At 66.8% G+C, this 15,475-nt stretch carries 15 protein-coding genes; 8 read left to right on the forward strand and 7 right to left on the reverse strand.

The features are described from left to right. Nucleotides 1-7 precede the first annotated feature (7 nt). Both rplQ and FB459_RS05335 read left to right on the forward strand, forming a co-directional pair. Nucleotides 8-541, forward strand: coding sequence for a 50S ribosomal protein L17 (rplQ, locus tag FB459_RS05330; RefSeq protein WP_129626118.1), 534 nt, complete (start codon nucleotides 8-10; stop codon nucleotides 539-541). Between the two features lie 87 nt (nucleotides 542-628). Continuing rightward, on the forward strand, nucleotides 629-2,155 hold the full coding sequence (locus FB459_RS05335) for a serine/threonine-protein kinase (RefSeq protein ID WP_141927701.1): 1,527 nt from the start codon (nucleotides 629-631) through the stop codon (nucleotides 2,153-2,155). Nucleotides 2,156-2,318: 163 nt separating this feature from the next. On the opposite strand, the gene FB459_RS05340 is transcribed toward FB459_RS05335, so the two are convergent. Further along, complete coding sequence (locus FB459_RS05340) at nucleotides 2,319-3,686, reverse strand: M1 family metallopeptidase (RefSeq protein WP_170221733.1); 1,368 nt, start codon at nucleotides 3,684-3,686, stop codon at nucleotides 2,319-2,321. 202 nt (nucleotides 3,687-3,888) lie between these two features. After that, entirely contained in the window at nucleotides 3,889-4,023 is a 135-nt protein-coding gene (locus tag FB459_RS18030; protein WP_281279531.1) for a hypothetical protein, read from the reverse strand. Nucleotides 4,024-4,186: 163 nt separating this feature from the next. Between FB459_RS18030 and truA the strand changes: the two genes are divergently transcribed. The 3 genes from truA to rpsI all read left to right on the forward strand — a co-directional run bounded on the left by truA (nucleotide 4,187) and on the right by rpsI (nucleotide 6,257). Continuing rightward, the gene (gene truA, locus FB459_RS05350) at nucleotides 4,187-5,017 is read left to right on the forward strand and encodes a tRNA pseudouridine(38-40) synthase TruA (protein ID WP_141927703.1); all 831 of its coding nucleotides are present in this window, start codon (nucleotides 4,187-4,189) and stop codon (nucleotides 5,015-5,017) included. A gap of 250 nt (nucleotides 5,018-5,267) precedes the next feature. Then, on the forward strand, nucleotides 5,268-5,717 hold the full coding sequence (gene rplM, locus FB459_RS05355; RefSeq protein WP_129626128.1) for a 50S ribosomal protein L13: 450 nt from the start codon (nucleotides 5,268-5,270) through the stop codon (nucleotides 5,715-5,717). Between the two features lie 33 nt (nucleotides 5,718-5,750). Further along, nucleotides 5,751-6,257 (forward strand): 30S ribosomal protein S9, encoded by a 507-nt coding sequence (rpsI, locus tag FB459_RS05360; RefSeq protein ID WP_129626130.1) that lies wholly within the window; start codon nucleotides 5,751-5,753, stop codon nucleotides 6,255-6,257. A gap of 591 nt (nucleotides 6,258-6,848) precedes the next feature. Here rpsI and FB459_RS05365 read toward each other — a convergent pair. Next, nucleotides 6,849-7,382 (reverse strand): winged helix-turn-helix domain-containing protein, encoded by a 534-nt coding sequence (locus FB459_RS05365; RefSeq protein ID WP_141927704.1) that lies wholly within the window; start codon nucleotides 7,380-7,382, stop codon nucleotides 6,849-6,851. 186 nt (nucleotides 7,383-7,568) lie between these two features. On the opposite strand from FB459_RS05365, the gene glmM reads away from it, so the two are divergent. Further along, entirely contained in the window at nucleotides 7,569-8,918 is a 1,350-nt protein-coding gene (gene glmM, locus FB459_RS05370) for a phosphoglucosamine mutase (RefSeq protein WP_141927705.1), read from the forward strand. A gap of 111 nt (nucleotides 8,919-9,029) precedes the next feature. Here glmM and FB459_RS05375 read toward each other — a convergent pair whose 3' ends face one another. Genes FB459_RS05375 through FB459_RS05390 form a run of 4 tightly spaced genes read right to left on the reverse strand, consistent with a single transcriptional unit; the run spans nucleotide 9,030 to nucleotide 12,948 of the window. Continuing rightward, nucleotides 9,030-9,872 (reverse strand): MOSC domain-containing protein, encoded by an 843-nt coding sequence (locus FB459_RS05375; protein ID WP_141927706.1) that lies wholly within the window; start codon nucleotides 9,870-9,872, stop codon nucleotides 9,030-9,032. Between the two features lie 3 nt (nucleotides 9,873-9,875). Next, complete coding sequence (locus tag FB459_RS05380; RefSeq protein ID WP_141927707.1) at nucleotides 9,876-10,733, reverse strand: SCO6745 family protein; 858 nt, start codon at nucleotides 10,731-10,733, stop codon at nucleotides 9,876-9,878. 36 nt (nucleotides 10,734-10,769) lie between these two features. Beyond that, entirely contained in the window at nucleotides 10,770-11,261 is a 492-nt protein-coding gene (locus FB459_RS05385; RefSeq protein ID WP_141927708.1) for a beta-class carbonic anhydrase, read from the reverse strand. 1 nt (nucleotide 11,262) lies between these two features. After that, nucleotides 11,263-12,948, reverse strand: a complete 1,686-nt coding sequence (locus tag FB459_RS05390) for a fumarate hydratase (protein WP_141927709.1) — start codon at nucleotides 12,946-12,948, stop codon at nucleotides 11,263-11,265. A 258-nt stretch (nucleotides 12,949-13,206) separates the two neighbouring features. Here FB459_RS05390 and FB459_RS05395 point away from each other — a divergent pair, with 258 nt between their 5' ends. Both FB459_RS05395 and FB459_RS05400 read left to right on the forward strand, forming a co-directional pair. After that, nucleotides 13,207-14,526: an extracellular solute-binding protein gene (locus FB459_RS05395; RefSeq protein ID WP_141927710.1), complete on the forward strand. Its 1,320-nt coding sequence runs from the start codon at nucleotides 13,207-13,209 to the stop codon at nucleotides 14,524-14,526. Continuing rightward, nucleotides 14,523-15,473: a carbohydrate ABC transporter permease gene (locus tag FB459_RS05400; protein ID WP_246092329.1), complete on the forward strand. Its 951-nt coding sequence runs from the start codon at nucleotides 14,523-14,525 to the stop codon at nucleotides 15,471-15,473. The genes FB459_RS05395 and FB459_RS05400 overlap by 4 nt, the downstream gene beginning before the upstream one ends. Nucleotides 15,474-15,475: the final 2 nt, after the last annotated feature.

Genomic DNA, 15,475 nt, shown 5'->3' on the forward strand with positions numbered 1-15,475 from the left:
AGAAATCATGCCTACCCCTACCAAGGGCCCCCGCATCGGTGGCGGTCCCGCGCACGAGCGGCTCATCCTCGCCAACCTGGCGCAGTCGCTGTTCGAGCACGACCGGATCACCACCACCGAGGCCAAGGCCAAGCGCCTTCGTCCGCTGGCCGAGCGTCTGATCACCTTCGCCAAGCGCGGTGACCTGCACGCCCGTCGTCGCGTGATGACCGTCATTCGTGACAAGGGTGTCGTCCACCGTCTCTTCGTCGAGATCGCGCCGGACATGACCGACCGTCAGGGTGGTTACACCCGCATCACCAAGATCGCGCCGCGCAAGGGCGACAACGCGCCGATGGCCGTGATCGAGCTCGTCCGCGAGCCCGTCAACGCCAAGCCGAAGCGCGCTGTCGTCGCCGAGGCCGAGGCTGCCACCAAGCGTTCCGCCAAGGACGCGGAGGCTGCTGACGAGGCGACCGCTCCCGCGCCCCTGGGCGACACCGAGGACGCTGCGGCCGGCTCCGAGCCGGCCGATGGCGAAAAGGTCCAGCAGGAGGCCTGAGTCCTCACGCACGCGTGACCGGCGTCGTTCCCGAGAGGGAGCGGCGCCGGTTCGCATCTGCCGAATCTGCAACTAGGGTCCTGCGTCATGGGCAGGACGCTCCGGCAGGGGGAGATCTTCGCCGGCTTCCGGGTGCAACGACGTCTGGGCGCCGGTGGCATGGGCGCGGTGTACGCGGTCGATCATCCGCGCCTGCCACGCCAGGTGGCGCTGAAGTTACTGACGGCGGACGCCACCGACCAAGGTGCCGCTGCCCGCTTCGAGCGCGAGGCCGAGACCATCGCGCGGCTGGACCACCCGAACATCGTCGGAGTGCTCGATCGCGGCATCGAGGACGGCCACCCGTGGATCTCCATGCAACTCATCGACGGGGTGGACGCCGACAGCCTGCTGCGCAGCGACGGTCCGCTGCCGCTGGGTCGTGTGGTGCACATCGGGACGCAGATCGCCGAAGCACTGGACGCTGCACACCGCCGCGGCGTGGTGCATCGCGACGTGAAGCCTGCCAACATCATGCTTGCCCGCGCCGAGCACGGGCAGTCCGAACGTGCGCTGATCACCGACTTCGGCATCGCCCGGTTGGAACAAGCAGCGGACGTGGGCGGTACTTCGCCCGGCGAGGATTCCACCGCGCCGGTCGACATCACCGGCAGCCTGGACGGCGTCCGGGCGACCGCGGCGTACGCGTCCCCGGAACAACTCGCCGGTGATCCGACCGACGGGCGGTCCGACCAGTACTCCCTGGCGTGCACCGTGTTCGCCCTGCTGACCGGCCACGGCCCGTACCCCGGCCCGGCGCGGACGGCGATCATGGGTCACCTGAACGCCCCGATACCTTCGGCGGACGTCGAGCGTCCCGACATTCCGAAGGCCGCGGCCGTCGCACTGCAGCGGGCGATGAGCAAGCACGCTGCTGATCGGTACGACAACTGTGCGCAGTTGATGCAGCACTTCCGGACGAGCCTGGCGGCCCCTGCCGTGCCTGCTGCGACGAAGCGGAATCGGATGCTCCTGCCGGCCGTCGGTGTTGCTGCGCTCCTCGGGGTCGGCGGAGTCGGACTGTGGCAGGTGCTGGGGGCGGACGCGGACCAGAAACGGATGGTGATCGGCACGACCACCGCCACTCGCACGACCGCTTCGACCAGCACGAAGCCCACCGAGGACGATCTGTGGCGCAAGGGTGCTCCGGTGCTGGCGATGTGGCCGAACCTTTTCCCACAGTCACCGTCGGCCGAGGGCTACCAGAACATGCTGTGTTCGCCGAACGACGAGGATAAGTCGTTCCGTAAGGTGCAGAGCTCGTACCGGTTCATCTGCGCGGTGCGGCAGCAGGGACCGAGCAAGCCGGTGATCGATGTCGATCTGGTGGTCTACAAGCCGGGGGACGGGCAACGCGCACAGGACGCGATGGTCGACGGCGTCCCACCGCTCCCGGTCGTCGCGCACGGCACGAAGCTGCGTAGCTACCACCTCAACGATCCGGTGGCGGGCAGCTGGATCCTGGTGCGGTACAACGCTGCTGACAAGAAGGACATCCACATCCAGGTGGGCACGAAGGATGGCTCGCTGAGCTACTCCGAGCTGTACGACTGGATCGCAGCCGCCCCGTTCTGAGCGCTTCCCCGTCGAGGTGGCGTGGTCTCGATCGCGGCACTCCGCTAACGCTCCGCACCTACTCGACCACCGTGGATCCGCACGTACTCGACCACCGTGGGTCGCGCCTACTCGACCACCGTGGGTCGCGCCTACTCGACCACCGTGGATCCGCACCCATCTGTCAGGCGGCCGGCGGCTCTTGCGTCGGCGTCGTCTCGCTCTCCAACCACGTGGTGATCCAGGTCTTCAGATCGACGCCGATCTTGTCACTGAAGTGCTTGATGAGGTCGTCGCGGGTGACGTTGCCGTACTTCTTGACCGACGGCCAGGTCTTGAGCGCCGCCCAGAATTTGTCGCCGTAGGCGGTGGCCATGCGGTCGTACATCACGGCCCCGCACACGTAGACGTTGGAGGCTGCGAAGTCGTCCTTGTCGTACTTGCCGGGAGGGCCGGACTGACGGCGCAGACCGGGTTCCATCGACCGGTAACCACTCATCGTCATCTCGTACGGCGAGAAGCCGGCGTGGTCCTCGTACTTCGCCTGGAGGAAGAGAGCCAGACCCTCGTTCAGCCACACGTCACGCCAGTCGACCGGGGAGATGACGTCACCGACCCACTGGTGTGCGTACTCGTGGGCGAGGGTGGGCAGGAAGTATTCGCGCTGATTCGCGGTGCTGTCGCCCATCGTGTTCATCGTCTGGGTCTCCATAGCCGAATCCGACGGCACCATCAGCGAGCCGCCGGTCGCGAACGGGTAGGGCCCGAGGTACTTCTCCAGCCAGGTCAGGATCTCGGGCGACTTCTTCAGACCGTCGACGACACGCGTTCGGTCGGAGCGATCGGGGCGGTACCAGTAGAACAGCGGCAGATCGCGAGGACCCTTGTCGGTGAGCAGCGCGTAATCACCGAAGGCCACAGTGGTCAGGTAGGACGATGCCGGCTGATCGAGGTGGAACCTGCGCACGCTGGTCTCGCCGGTGACCTTCTCCGGGCCGGGGCGACCGTTGAACACGCCCTTCGTGCCCTCGTGAGCAGTGAGTGTCGCGTCGTAGAACGCCTTGTCGGCCGGCTGGTCATTGACCGGGTACCAGGTGAACGCCCCGAACGGCTCCTGCATCGTCCAGGCGGTGCCGTCGGGCGACACGGTGAAGCCGAGCCCTTCGTCCTGGTCGCTGCGTTTGGACGGTGCGGGGACGGGCGCCGGGGTGCCGGAGTAGTCGACCACGAGTTCGTGGCGGCTGCCCTTGTCGAGCATGCCGGTCGCAATCTTGAGGACGCTGTCGCCGCGGCTCGAGGTGACCGGTTTTCCGTCGAGAGTGGTCGCGTTGACGGTGAGCGGGGAACCGAGGTCGAACTGGACGTGGGTGCGCTGCTCGGTGACCCGGAAGGTGATCTTCGCTTTGCCGCTGAGCGTCTTCGTGCTGGGCTTCCAGTCGAGCGCGAGGTCGTAGTGGAGAGTGTCGAGGTAGGGCTCACCGCGGTGCGGGTAGTAACTGTCCTCGACCGGGTTCGACTGTGCCGCAGACAGATCCGACGGCTTGTCGGGCACGGGAGGCAGGTTCGGTTCCGACGGCCGATCGCCGGACGGCGATGTGTCCGGGCCGCTCGGTTCGGACGTGCCGCTCGACGTGGGCGCCGGGGTCACCGACGTGTCGATCCCGTTGCACCCGGCAAGGAGGGACCCGGCGAGGGCGAGTGCGAGCAGTCGGGTGGCTCGATGGCTGCGCCGGCGTACGTCCATTGCTTTCCCCTCAGGATTCGGAACGGTCCTCAGGGTAGACGCCGCTGCCGACACTCAGGTTCGAAAAGCCTTGGCCAGCGGCAGGATCGCCAGCAACGAGCACCATCGGCACCGCGAACCCGAGGCGCAGGTTGTCGTTGCCCACGGCCCCGGTCATCACGGCGCCGAGGAGTCCGCCGACGTAGTTGAACTGGTTCGGTGGGCCGCGATGGCCTCGCGGTGGGTCAGTGCATCGTCCATGACGACTTGCAAACATCCCTTTGCGGTTCAGGGCGGCCACCGGCTCCGCGAGTCGTTAGGCTGCCGACGTGCGACTACGGGTGGATTTCGGCTACGACGGCACGGACTTCTCCGGCTGGGCTGCGCAACCCGGACGGCGCACGGTCGAGGACGAACTGGCCAAGGCCTGGGCGACGATCCTGCGCGCCGATGCACCCAAACTCACGGTCGCCGGACGTACCGACGCAGGCGTGCACGCGCGCGGTTCGGTCTGCCACCTGGACGTCGACGAAGAACTGCTGGCCAAGCTGCCCGGGCGCTCGGACCGCGACCCGGTGGACGCCGCAGTCACGCGTCTCAACGGAGTGCTGCCGGACGACGTCGTCGTCCATTCAGTGTCGCTTGCTCGGCCGGGCTTCGACGCTCGCTTCTCTGCCAGCTCGCGTCGCTACCTCTACCGTATCGCCGACGCCGACGCGTTCCGTGACCCGCTGCGCCGGCGCGACACCGTCTGGATCAAGTCCCCCCTCGACCTCGACGCGATGGACGAAGCAGCCGCGAAACTGTTGGGGCTCAACGACTTCGCCGCCTTCTGCAAGAAGCGCGAAGGTGCCACCACCGTCCGGACGCTGCTGCGCCACGACTGGGCGCGCGCTGCTGACGGTGTGCTCGAAGGCACTGTCGTCGCGGACGCCTTCTGCCACTCGATGGTGCGTGCCCTGGTCGGTGCGATCGTCCCGGTCGGGGAGGGGCGGCGTCCTGTCGACTGGCCCGCACAGGTGCTGACGGCCGCCGTCCGTGATCCCGGTGTGGCGGTGATGCCGGCGCACGGCCTCAGCCTCGAAGAAGTTGCCTATCCGCCGGACGCCGAGCTGGCCGATCGCGCCCAACAGGCTCGATCGGTGCGCACGCTCGATTGATCAGCCGCGGTTCGAGGCCGCGCGCGATGCCACCGCCGCGTGGACTTTTTGCACAGAAGTTGTGCAATTGATCGTCCGGCAGTGCGCGGTCGTCGCCCCAAGCGGTTTGATTTCGTTGCTACGCAAGGGAATCGCCCGATTTGGGTGGACGCTCGTGCGCTCCCTATCATTGAACAGTTGCCTGCGCCCAGTGCGGCAGGCCGATCCGCTCCACCGAGCGGACCACCCGACAGACCAGAAGGAAAGACGAGTGCGTACCTACACGCCCACGACCGTCGCCGCTCAGGCCGACCGCAAGTGGCACGTCATCGACGCCACCGACGTCGTTCTCGGCCGCCTCGCGGCCCAGACCGCGACGCTGCTGCGCGGCAAGCACAAGCCGACCTTTGCTCCGCACATCGACACCGGTGACTTCGTCATCATCATCAACGCCGACAAGGTCGCGTTGACCGGTGCGAAGCTGGAGAAGAAGCGCGCTTACCGTCACTCGGGCTTCCCGGGTGGCCTGAAGTCGGTGTCCTACACCGAGCTCATGGCCAAGGACCCGGCGAAGGCCGTCGAGAAGGCCGTCCGCGGCATGCTGCCCCACACCTCGCTCGGCCGCAACCAGCTGGCCAAGCTGAAGGTCTACACGGGTTCCGAACACCCGCACGCTGCGCAGCAGCCCGTTCCGTTCGAGATCAACCAGGTCGCGCAGTAAGCGCCCCCGGTTACATAGTTTTCAAGGAGAATCGTGGCTGACCAGCAGATCGACAACGAGGCCCTCGAGGCCGACGAGCCCACCCTGAGCTCGTACACCAGCGAGTCCACCGAGGCCCCGACGAGCGAGCCGACCCGCCGCCCGTCCGCTTCGGCACCGGGCGGTGCCACCGGCCGCCGCAAGCAGGCCGTGGCCCGCGTCCGCATCGTCCCGGGAACGGGCGAGTGGAAGATCAACGGCCGCACGCTCGAGGCCTACTTCCCCAACAAGGTGCACCAGCAGATCGTCAACGAGCCGCTGACGCTGCTCGAGCTCGACGGCGCATACGACGTGCTCGTGCGCGTCCACGGCGGTGGCCCCTCCGGCCAGGCCGGCGCCGTCCGCCTGGGTGTCGCCCGTTCGCTGAACGGTGTCGACGAGGAGCTCAACCGTCCGGCCCTGAAGAAGGCAGGCTTCCTGTCCCGTGACGCTCGCGTCCCGGAGCGCAAGAAGGCCGGTCTCAAGAAGGCCCGTAAGGCACCGCAGTACTCCAAGCGTTGATCCGACGCTTTTCCTCGAACGCCCCGTCGCTCAGTGCGACGGGGCGTTCGTCGTTCTGTTCTGTCTTCTTGCGCCGGTTTCGTATCGCCTTCCGGCGCCGGACTTCTCGTGGCGTCCGGTGCTCAAGCAGGCTTCGGACGAGGAGGGATGCCCGGGTTTCGACGCTTTCTCGCCTTTCTCGGCCGTCATCGATGCGCACCGTACGTACGGATGCGCAGGTTATGTACAGGTGCCCGCGCTGCGTCCGGATGCGCAGGTTATAACGTGCGCATCCGGACGTAACCCGGGCGTGCGTACGTAACCTGCGCATCCGTGCGCAAGGTGCGCATCGCCGCACCACTCAAGGACGCAACACGGCACCAAGAGCCCGCGCCTCCTCTCCTTCGAAGCCTGCTTGAAAACTCAGGCCAACGGGGAGTCCGGCGCCGGAAGGCGATACGGAACCGCCCGAAATGGCGACCACTCGAAGGCCCGGCCCCGAAGGCCCGGCCCCGAAGGCCCGGCCCCGAAGGCCCGGCCCCGAAGGCCCGGCCCCGAAGGCCCGGCCCCGAAGGCCCGGCCCCGAAGGCCCGGCCCCGAAGGCCCAACGAGCTACTGCGGCGGGTCGACGGGATACGGCGCGAGAAAGACCGCCACCCGCTTGGCTCCAGGGCTACCCGCACCGATGCGTCGGTAGCGCTCGTTGAGCTCGTCCAGCTCGGCCAGATAAGCGACGAACTGTTCCTCGGTCGCCAGGACCGGCGCATCGCGCAGGCCGCACGACTCCTGCCAGATCGAAGCCCACGCGTCCTGATCGTCGATCCAGCGGTGCGCCCGCTGGGCGAAATGGTCGACGTAGTCGTGATCGAGCCAGCGCCCGGTGGGGTCGTCCTCCGCGACGTCGTCGAAGGACTCGTCGTCGTCCTCGTCGTCGGCGATCGCCCAGACCCGGGTCTTGGCGTTGCCCAAGCCGGTGTCCTCGACCAGGCCGGCCGCTTCGAGCACGCGCACGTGGTAGCTGATGACGCCGGTGTTGGTCTCCAGGACGCGGGCCAGCTCGGCTCCGGTGGCGGCACCGTCGATGCGCAGGTGCGCGACGATGCGCGACCGCAGCGGGTGGGCGAGGGCCCTGCGTGGCTGTGACATCGCCCTCGATCCTAGGCCGTCGTGCCTGGTCAGCGCGTCGGCCGTGGCCGGATCGGTGGCACCGGACGCCGTCGGGCGTACACTCGTCCGGATGCTCCGCCTCAGGGCTGCGAGCCCAAGGGAGTGTGAGCAAGTCAGACAAGGGGTCCGTCGTGGCTCCGGCATCGATCGAAGCTAGGTGAGTAAGTGACGCGTCTGTTCGGCACCGATGGAGTACGAGGACTGGCCAACGGCCCGGTGATCAACGCCGACAAGGCGCTGCGGCTGTCCGAGGCAGCAGCCAGGGTCTTCGGACGCACGATCACCGGCGGCGGCGAACGCATGACCGCGGTCGTGGGACGCGACCCGCGCGCCTCGGGTGAGTTCCTCTCCGCGGCGGTCATCGCCGGCCTGGCCTCCAGTGGAGTCGACGTGTACGACGTCGGCGTTCTGCCGACGCCTGCCGTCGCGTTCCTCACCGCAGACCTCGGCGCCAACTTCGGCGTCATGCTCTCGGCAAGCCACAACGCGATGCCGGACAACGGCATCAAGTTCTTCGCTCTCGGTGGCCACAAGCTGCCTGATGAGGTCGAGGACCGCATCGAAGACGCGATGGACGCCACCCCCGACCGCCCGACCGGTGCCGCCGTCGGACGCGTCCGCCCGTTCACCGAAGGTGCTGCGCGCTACACCGATCGGCTGCTCTCGTCGCTGCCGCACTCGCTCGACGGGCTGCATGTCGTCATCGACGCCGCCCACGGTGCGGCCAGCGAGGTCGGCCCGGATGCGTTCCGCCGCGCAGGTGCGAAGGTCACCGTCATCGGCGCCGAGCCCGACGGTCTCAACATCAACGACGGCTACGGCTCCACCCACCTGGACAAGCTCCAGGCGACCGTCGTGGAGGCGGGTGCCGACTTCGGCGTGGCCTTCGACGGCGACGCCGACCGCTGCCTCGCGGTCGACGCGTCCGGCACCCAGGTCGACGGCGACCAGATCATGGCGATCCTCGCGGTCGGCATGAAGCAGCGCGGTGCGCTCGCGGGTGACACCCTGGTGGCCACCGTGATGAGCAACCTGGGGCTGCACAAGGCGATGGAAAAGCATGGCATCACGGTCAAGCAGACCGCGGTCGGTGACCGTTATGTGCTCGAGGAGATGCGTCGCAGTAGCTACAACCTGGGCGGCGAGCAGTCCGGCCACGTCATCCTGACCGACGTCGGCACCACCGGTGACGGGGTGCTCACCGGACTCATGCTGGCGGCGCAGGTCGCATCCTCCGGCCGCACGATGGCCGAACTTGCCACCGTCATGTCCCGCCTGCCGCAGCACATGATCAACGTCAAGGGCGTCGACAAGGCGGCTGTGGGAAGCAATGCCGCTGTGCAGGAAGCAATCTCGCAGGCGAGCGCTGAGCTCGGCGTCGACGGACGCGTGCTCCTGCGTCCCTCGGGTACCGAGCCGGTCGTCCGGGTGATGGCCGAGGCCCCGACCGCTGAGCTCGCCGAGTCGGTGACCGCGCGTCTGGCGCAGGTGGTCCAAGCAGAGCTGGCCCTCTAGAGCCACCACCCGAAAGTCCGCAGTTCTGGCGAGTTGATCTCGAAGAACTGCGGACAGTCGATTTCCTCCGTCCGTAGAACGCGCGGGTGGAGTCGCCGGTTGTGCGGACTTTCAGGTGTGGGGGATGACCTCGTCGCCGAGGGAGATCTCCCCTTCGGAGTCGGGGATGAGGGCAACGGCCATCCAGGTCTTGCCGCCCGAACGCCGGTGCTGCGCAAGGGTTCTGATTGGTTCCTTCGCCGTGCGATAGGTCTGTGGATCGATCGTGGTCATCACGCATCGGTCGACCCGTTTGGCGACCCGGAAGTCGACCTCTGCGATACGGACGCCGCTCCATCCGTCCTCGGCGAACGCCTCGGGCACGCCGTCGATCAGGATGTTCGAGCGGAAGCGGTCGGATCCGATGGTCGCAGCATCCTCGCCGCGTTCCACCGCGTGTTCGGTCACCCAGTCCTGCAATCGAGCGACGGACGCCGTCGACAGCAGGGTGACCGGGTAGCCGTCCTGAAAAGCGGCATGGTCGTCCGGTCGTGAGAACTCCGGGTTCAATTGTCGTGCAGTCGGATTCGAGCACCACACCAAATGGAATCCCCGGGTGCCGAGGGCGCGGTCGAGCCAGGCGTCCGCCTGCGCACCGGCGGCCCGCGCGGTCATCGGCGGACGGGTGAACATTCGCACCGAACATTCCTCGTCGTCGTGCGGAAGGTCGACGGTGAGCGGCTCGATGCCGGGCGCCGACAGCTTCAGCGCCACCTGGGCGAGCCCGGTCGCAGCGTTGTCGGCCACGACGCTGAACAGCGGCGGGAATTCACGGGCGGAGATCAACTCGCCGAAGTCGTTGACGACCATCCAGTCGCGGTCGCCGGCCAGTCCGGCACGGGTGACGGACGCCTTCTCGACCGGTCGGATCGCGGTGCTCTTGACGGGGTGGACGGCCAGGGAGACGACCCGCATCGATCAGCTCTTCGGCTTGGTGCCCGGTAGGTAGCCGGTGTCGATGACTGCTTTCACGAACGGTTTCGCCTTGTCCAACAGACCGGCGGCATCGGGTACGTGCGCCCAGAACGAGGCTGCGCTGTGGTCGGTCTCGCGTTCCATCTCGTCGTAGAGCTTCGCGCCGGCGTCGGTCATCGCACCGTCGGCGCCAAGAACTCCCTTGGCGCGCAACGATTCTGCGGCGCCGTCCCAATCGGCGTCCGACCACCCGCGGGTCTTCTGCGAGATCTTGCGCCCGAGGGTGCGTCGGCGCAGGTCGGGGTCGGGGTGCGGGGCCTCATGGAAGACCAACGCCTCAGCGGGGGAGAGACCGGCGAGGACGAGTGCCGCCACGTGACCGTCGCCGCGGTACTCGCGGGCGATCGCGATCGCGTGCCAGAACTGCAGGTGCGGCTCGTCCGGCCACGGCGCGAAGGCCCACGCAGCGGCCAGGGGGCGTCCGGCGTAGGACGCTTCGCCGATCGCGACGCGCAGCGCGCCGACCATCTCGCTGAGTTCGGGAGCCTCGACACGGTCACCGAGCGCATCGCGCAGGGATGCATCCACCGCACGGGTCCGCGCTGCGTCCACCTCGGGCAGGCCGGCGGTCAGCGCCGCGTTCCAACCGTGGTTCACGTATGCCGGATTGAAGTTGTAGAACGTGGCCGCGACGACCGCTGCGGTGCACCGTCCGAGCGGTGCGGCGCGTCCGCCGAAATAGAGGCCGAGCGGGTCGAGGCCGAGCGACTGCTGAGCGGCCTCGTTGTGCGGGTTGAAGTAGGCGAGCACGTGATACGGCTCGAGGGTCTCGTACGCGGCGCGGGCCATCAAGGAGCTCATGCGCCGACCCTACGCCCCGTGCGGGTTGAGCCGGCTTCAGTCGAGCGGGTTGAGCAGGCCGGTGTCGACGTCGTAGATGAACCCGCCCACCTCGGCGCGCTCGCCGATCAACGGGTGGCTGCGCACCTTCATCAGGTCGGTGCGCAGCGCCTTGCGCTGGTCGTCGACCACATGGAATCGCTGCCAGGTGGAGTCGGTGCCGGTGAGTTCGTTGATCTTGGCGTGCAGTTCGTCTTCGGTCTGCGCCGCCATCGCGCACTTGGTGTGCGGGATGACGACGATCCGGTTGACGTTCAACAGGTGCACCGCGAGCACCAGGGCCTCGAGGGCCGGCTCGTTGACGCGTCCGCCGGGGTTGCGGAAGATCTTCGCGTCACCGGGCTTCAGGCCGAGCATGCCGAGCGGGTCGATACGTGAATCCATGCAGGTGACAACGGCGACACCGGCCTTCGCGATGCCGTCGAATCCCTTGAGCGAGAACGCATCTGCGAACGCACGGTTCGCTTCGAGCAGGTCGTCGAATGCCATGTCATAGCCCCAGTCGTGTGGTGATGGTGAATGCGGTCGGCCTCGCGGTGGAAGCGAAGAAGTCGTTGCCCTTGTCGTCGACCACGATGAACGCGGGGAAGTCCTCGACCTCGATCTTCCAGATCGCCTCCATACCGAGTTCCTCGTACTCGACGACCTCGACGCTCTTGATGCAGTCCTGCGCGAGGCGAGCAGCGGGGCCACCGATCGATCCGAGGTAGAAGCCGCCGTGCGCGTGGCAAGCGTCGGTGACCTTCGTGCTCCTGTTGCCCTTGGCCAGCATCACCATCGATCCACCTGCGGCCTGAAACTGGTCGACATAGGAGTCCATGCGGCCGGCTGTGGTCGGGCCGAAGGAGCCGGACGCGTAGCCCTCGGGGGTCTTGGCCGGTCCGGCGTAGTAGACGGGGTGATCCTTGAGGTACTGCGGCATCTCCTCGCCGGCGTCCAGGCGTTCCTTGATCTTCGCGTGGGCGATGTCGCGGGCGACGACCAGCGGGCCCGTGAGCGACAGTCGGGTCTTGACCGGGTGCTTGGACAGCTCGGCCAGGATCTCGGGCATCGGTCGGTTCAAGTCGATCGCGACGACATCGTCAGAGCCCTTGTCCTCCAGTTCCTCGTGCGTGGTCTCGGGCAGGAAGCGCGCGGGGTCGGTTTCGAGCTGTTCGATGAACACTCCCTCCGGCGTGATCTTGCCCAGGCACTGGCGGTCGGCCGAGCACGACACCGCGATCGCGACGGGCAACGAGGCGCCGTGGCGGGGCAGGCGCACCACCCGCACGTCGTGGCAGAAGTACTTCCCGCCGAACTGCGCACCGATACCGAAATTGCGGGTCAGCTCCAGCACGCGCTCCTCGAGCTCGGTGTCGCGGAAGCCGTGCGCGGTCATCGAGCCACTGGTCGGCAGTTCGTCCAGGTACTTCGCGGACGCGTACTTGGCTGTCTTCAGGGCGAACTCGGCACTCGTGCCGCCGATGACGATCGCCAGGTGGTACGGCGGGCACGCGGCCGTACCCAGCGAGCGGAGCTTCTCGTCGAGGAACTTCAGCATCGCGTCAGGGTTCAGGATCGCCTTGGTCTCCTGGTAGAGGAACGACTTGTTCGCCGAGCCTCCGCCCTTGGCCATGAACAGGAACTTGTACGTCGTTTCGTGCCCGGCCTGGGTGTCGGCGTACAACTCGATCTGTGCGGGCAGGTTGGAGCCGGTGTTCTTCTCCTCCCACGTGGTGATCGGAGCCATCTGTGAGTAGCGCAGGTTGAGCTTGGTGTACGCGTCGTACACACCGCGGCTGAGCGCCGCCTCGTCCGGGGCGTCACCCTCGACGAGAACCTGAGATCCCTTCTTGCCCATGACGATTGCGGTACCGGTGTCCTGGCACATCGGTAGCACGCCGGCGGCAGCGATGTTCGCGTTCTTCAGCAGGTCGAGTGCCACGAATTTGTCGTTGTTGGACGCGTCCGGATCGTCCAGGATTCCCCGCAGCTGGCTCAGGTGCGCCGGGCGCAGGTAGTGCGCGATGTCGTGCATCGCGGTGGACGCAAGCAGTTGCAGAGCCGAAGGATCGACCTCGAGGAAGGTTCGGCCGCCGGGACCCTCGACGGTGCGGACTGCCTCGTCGGAGAGTTTGCGGTACGTGGTGGTGTCGGGCCCGATGGGCAGCAGGTCCTCGTAGGCGAATTCGGCCATCGCTTGCTCCTTGTCGTCGATGCGGGACCAGCGTATTCCCGTGCCGAGGATGCCCGGCGGCAGGATCGGGCGCTTACGCCTGGAACGACGACGGGGTTCCGGTCGGATAGCCGTCGTGTCCGGATCGAGACCAAAACCGTTACCGGCGATACGGTCCGAATGACCCAACCATCAGTAAGGTCTGTTTGTCGTGACATTTGTCACATGCGGGTGGTGGGACATGCCGATCACTCGAAAGGACACGACAGGAGCGATCACATGACAGGCCGAACGCCACCTCGGCGCAGTGCCGCGTTCATCGCGGCGACTGCCCTCGTGGCCAGCATGGGGCTCGCTGCGTGCGGCAGCGACGACTCCGCCGGGGGCACCCCGACCCTCACCTGGTACATCAACCCCGACGTCGGTAACGCCGACCCGTCGGCCGCGAAGGGTGGTCAGGCCTACCTGGCCAAGCGTTGCGCGGACGGATCCAAGGGTAAGTACAAGATCAAGGTGCAGTTGCTGCCCAACGACGCGAGTGACCAGCGACTGCAGTTGCTGCGCCGTCTCGCCGCAGGCGACAAGACGATGGACATCATGAGCGTCGACCCGGCGTTCTCCACCGAGTTCGCGGCGGCCGACTACTACGCACCGGTGCCCGACAACCTGCAGGCGCAGTTCAAGCAAGACCGGGTCCAGTCGTCCGTCGACGCGTCGATGTACAAGGACAAGCTCGTGTCGGTGCCGTTCTGGGCCAACACCCAGCTGCTCTGGTACAAGAAGTCGGTCGCTCAGAAGGCCGGACTCGACCCGCAGAACAAGCCGGTCACCTGGGACCAGCTGATCGAAGCTGCCAAGAAGACCAACACCCAGATCGGCGTCCAGGCCAAGCTCTACGAGGGCTACGCGGTGTGGATCAATGCGCTGATCACCAGTGCCGGCGGCGCGATCGTCGAGAACCCCGGCGAGACCTACGACAACCTCAAGCTCGGCATCGACAGCGCAGCCGGCAAGAAGGCCGCCGACATCATCCGCAAGGTCGCGACGTCCGGCGTGGCCGGTCCGGCGATCGGTTCGTCGACCGAGACCGAGTCGCTCGGTCTGTTCGACGGACGCAACGGTGGGTTCCTGGTCAACTGGCCCTACACCTACGGCGCACTCGCCAACACCGACAAGAAGGACGTCGGTGCCGCGCTCTACCCGCGCGTCTCAGCGGGCGAGGAGTCCAAGCCCCCGTACGGCGGCATCCAGCTCGCTGTCGGCAAGGGATCCAAGCATGCCGACCTGGCCTATCAGGCGATCTCCTGCATCACGAACCAGGAGAACCAGACCATCTACATGACCAAGTCGGGCAACCCCGCCAGCCGCAAGAAGGTCTTCGACGACGCAGGTGTGGAGAAGGCCTTCCCCGGCGGCATCGCGAAGTTGATCCGGGAGAACCTCGACAACGCCGCACCGCGTCCGCTCACTCAGTACTGGGGTGACATCTCGTTGGCGCTGCAGCAGCGGTTCAGCCCGCCCGGGGCGCTCACCCCGCAGACCCCGGCGAGCACCCAGAAGTACATCGGCGAGGTCCTCAACGGAAAGGCACTGTTGTGAGTACCGCTACAGAAGCCGCTGCCGACACCCGCAAGCGCAAGGGCGGACTCTCCGACCGCGCGAAGGGTGAGCGGTCGCTCGGATGGAAGCTGGCCGGCCCCGCGTTCGTCATCATGCTGCTGGTGACGCTCTACCCGATCGCGTACGCGATCTACCTGTCGCTGTTCAGCTACCGCCTCACCGACCCGAGCGCACGCAAGTTCGTCGGGTTGCAGAACTACGTCACCGCTCTGGGTGACGGCCTGTTCTGGGAGGCGTTCATGACGACGTTCTTCATCGTGGTCGTCACGCTGGTGTTCGAGTTGATCCTCGGTTTCGCGATCGCGTTGCTGATGAACAAGGTCGTGCTTCCGCGGCGTACGCTGCGCACGATCGTGCTGATTCCGTACGCGATCATCACCGTTGTCTCCGCGTTCGCGTGGTTGTACGCGGCGCAACCGGACACCGGATTCATCAACCACTGGCTGCACACGCTGAGCTTCGGCGCCTGGGACCTCAACTACGACTGGTTCGGCGGACGCTGGAGCGCGCTGTTCATCATCTGCCTGTCGGAGATCTGGAAGACCACCCCGTTCGTTTCGCTGCTCCTGCTGGCCGGTCTGGCCCAGGTGGACGGCGCGATGGAGGAGGCCGCGAAGGTCGACGGTGCGTCCTGGTGGCAGCGTTTGACCAAGGTGATCCTGCCGAACATGAAGGCGGCGATCATGGTCGCCACCCTCTTCCGCACGCTCGACGCGGTGCGTATCTACGACAACCCGGTGGTGATGACCGGTGGTGCGAACAAGACCACGACGCTGTCGATGCTGGTCGGCCGGGAAACGGTCGAACGCGTCGAGATCGGCATGGGCTCCGCGCTCGCCGTGATCCTGTTCATCATCGTGCTCATCATCGCGGGCATCTTCGTCAAGGGCTTCAAGGTCGACCTGGCCGGTGGAGGGAGGAGCTGATC

Source organism: Yimella lutea (assembly GCF_006715095.1).
In the GTDB taxonomy this organism is placed as follows: domain Bacteria; phylum Actinomycetota; class Actinomycetes; order Actinomycetales; family Dermatophilaceae; genus Yimella; species Yimella lutea.

Bases quoted from the DNA above. Each gene is read 5' to 3' on its own strand.
- FB459_RS05380 (WP_141927707.1), bottom strand. From the start codon at position 10,733: ATGAGCTCCTTGATGGCCCGCGCCGCGTACGAGACCCTCGAGCCGTAT.
- FB459_RS05365 (WP_141927704.1), bottom strand. From the start codon at position 7,382: ATGTCACAGCCACGCAGGGCCCTCGCCCACCCGCTGCGGTCGCGCATC.
- FB459_RS05335 (WP_141927701.1), top strand. From the start codon at position 629: ATGGGCAGGACGCTCCGGCAGGGGGAGATCTTCGCCGGCTTCCGGGTG.
- FB459_RS05375 (WP_141927706.1), bottom strand. From the start codon at position 9,872: ATGCGGGTCGTCTCCCTGGCCGTCCACCCCGTCAAGAGCACCGCGATC.
- FB459_RS05390 (WP_141927709.1), bottom strand. From the start codon at position 12,948: ATGGCCGAATTCGCCTACGAGGACCTGCTGCCCATCGGGCCCGACACC.
- FB459_RS05385 (WP_141927708.1), bottom strand. From the start codon at position 11,261: ATGGCATTCGACGACCTGCTCGAAGCGAACCGTGCGTTCGCAGATGCG.
- FB459_RS05395 (WP_141927710.1), top strand. From the start codon at position 13,207: ATGACAGGCCGAACGCCACCTCGGCGCAGTGCCGCGTTCATCGCGGCG.
- rplQ (WP_129626118.1), top strand. From the start codon at position 8: ATGCCTACCCCTACCAAGGGCCCCCGCATCGGTGGCGGTCCCGCGCAC.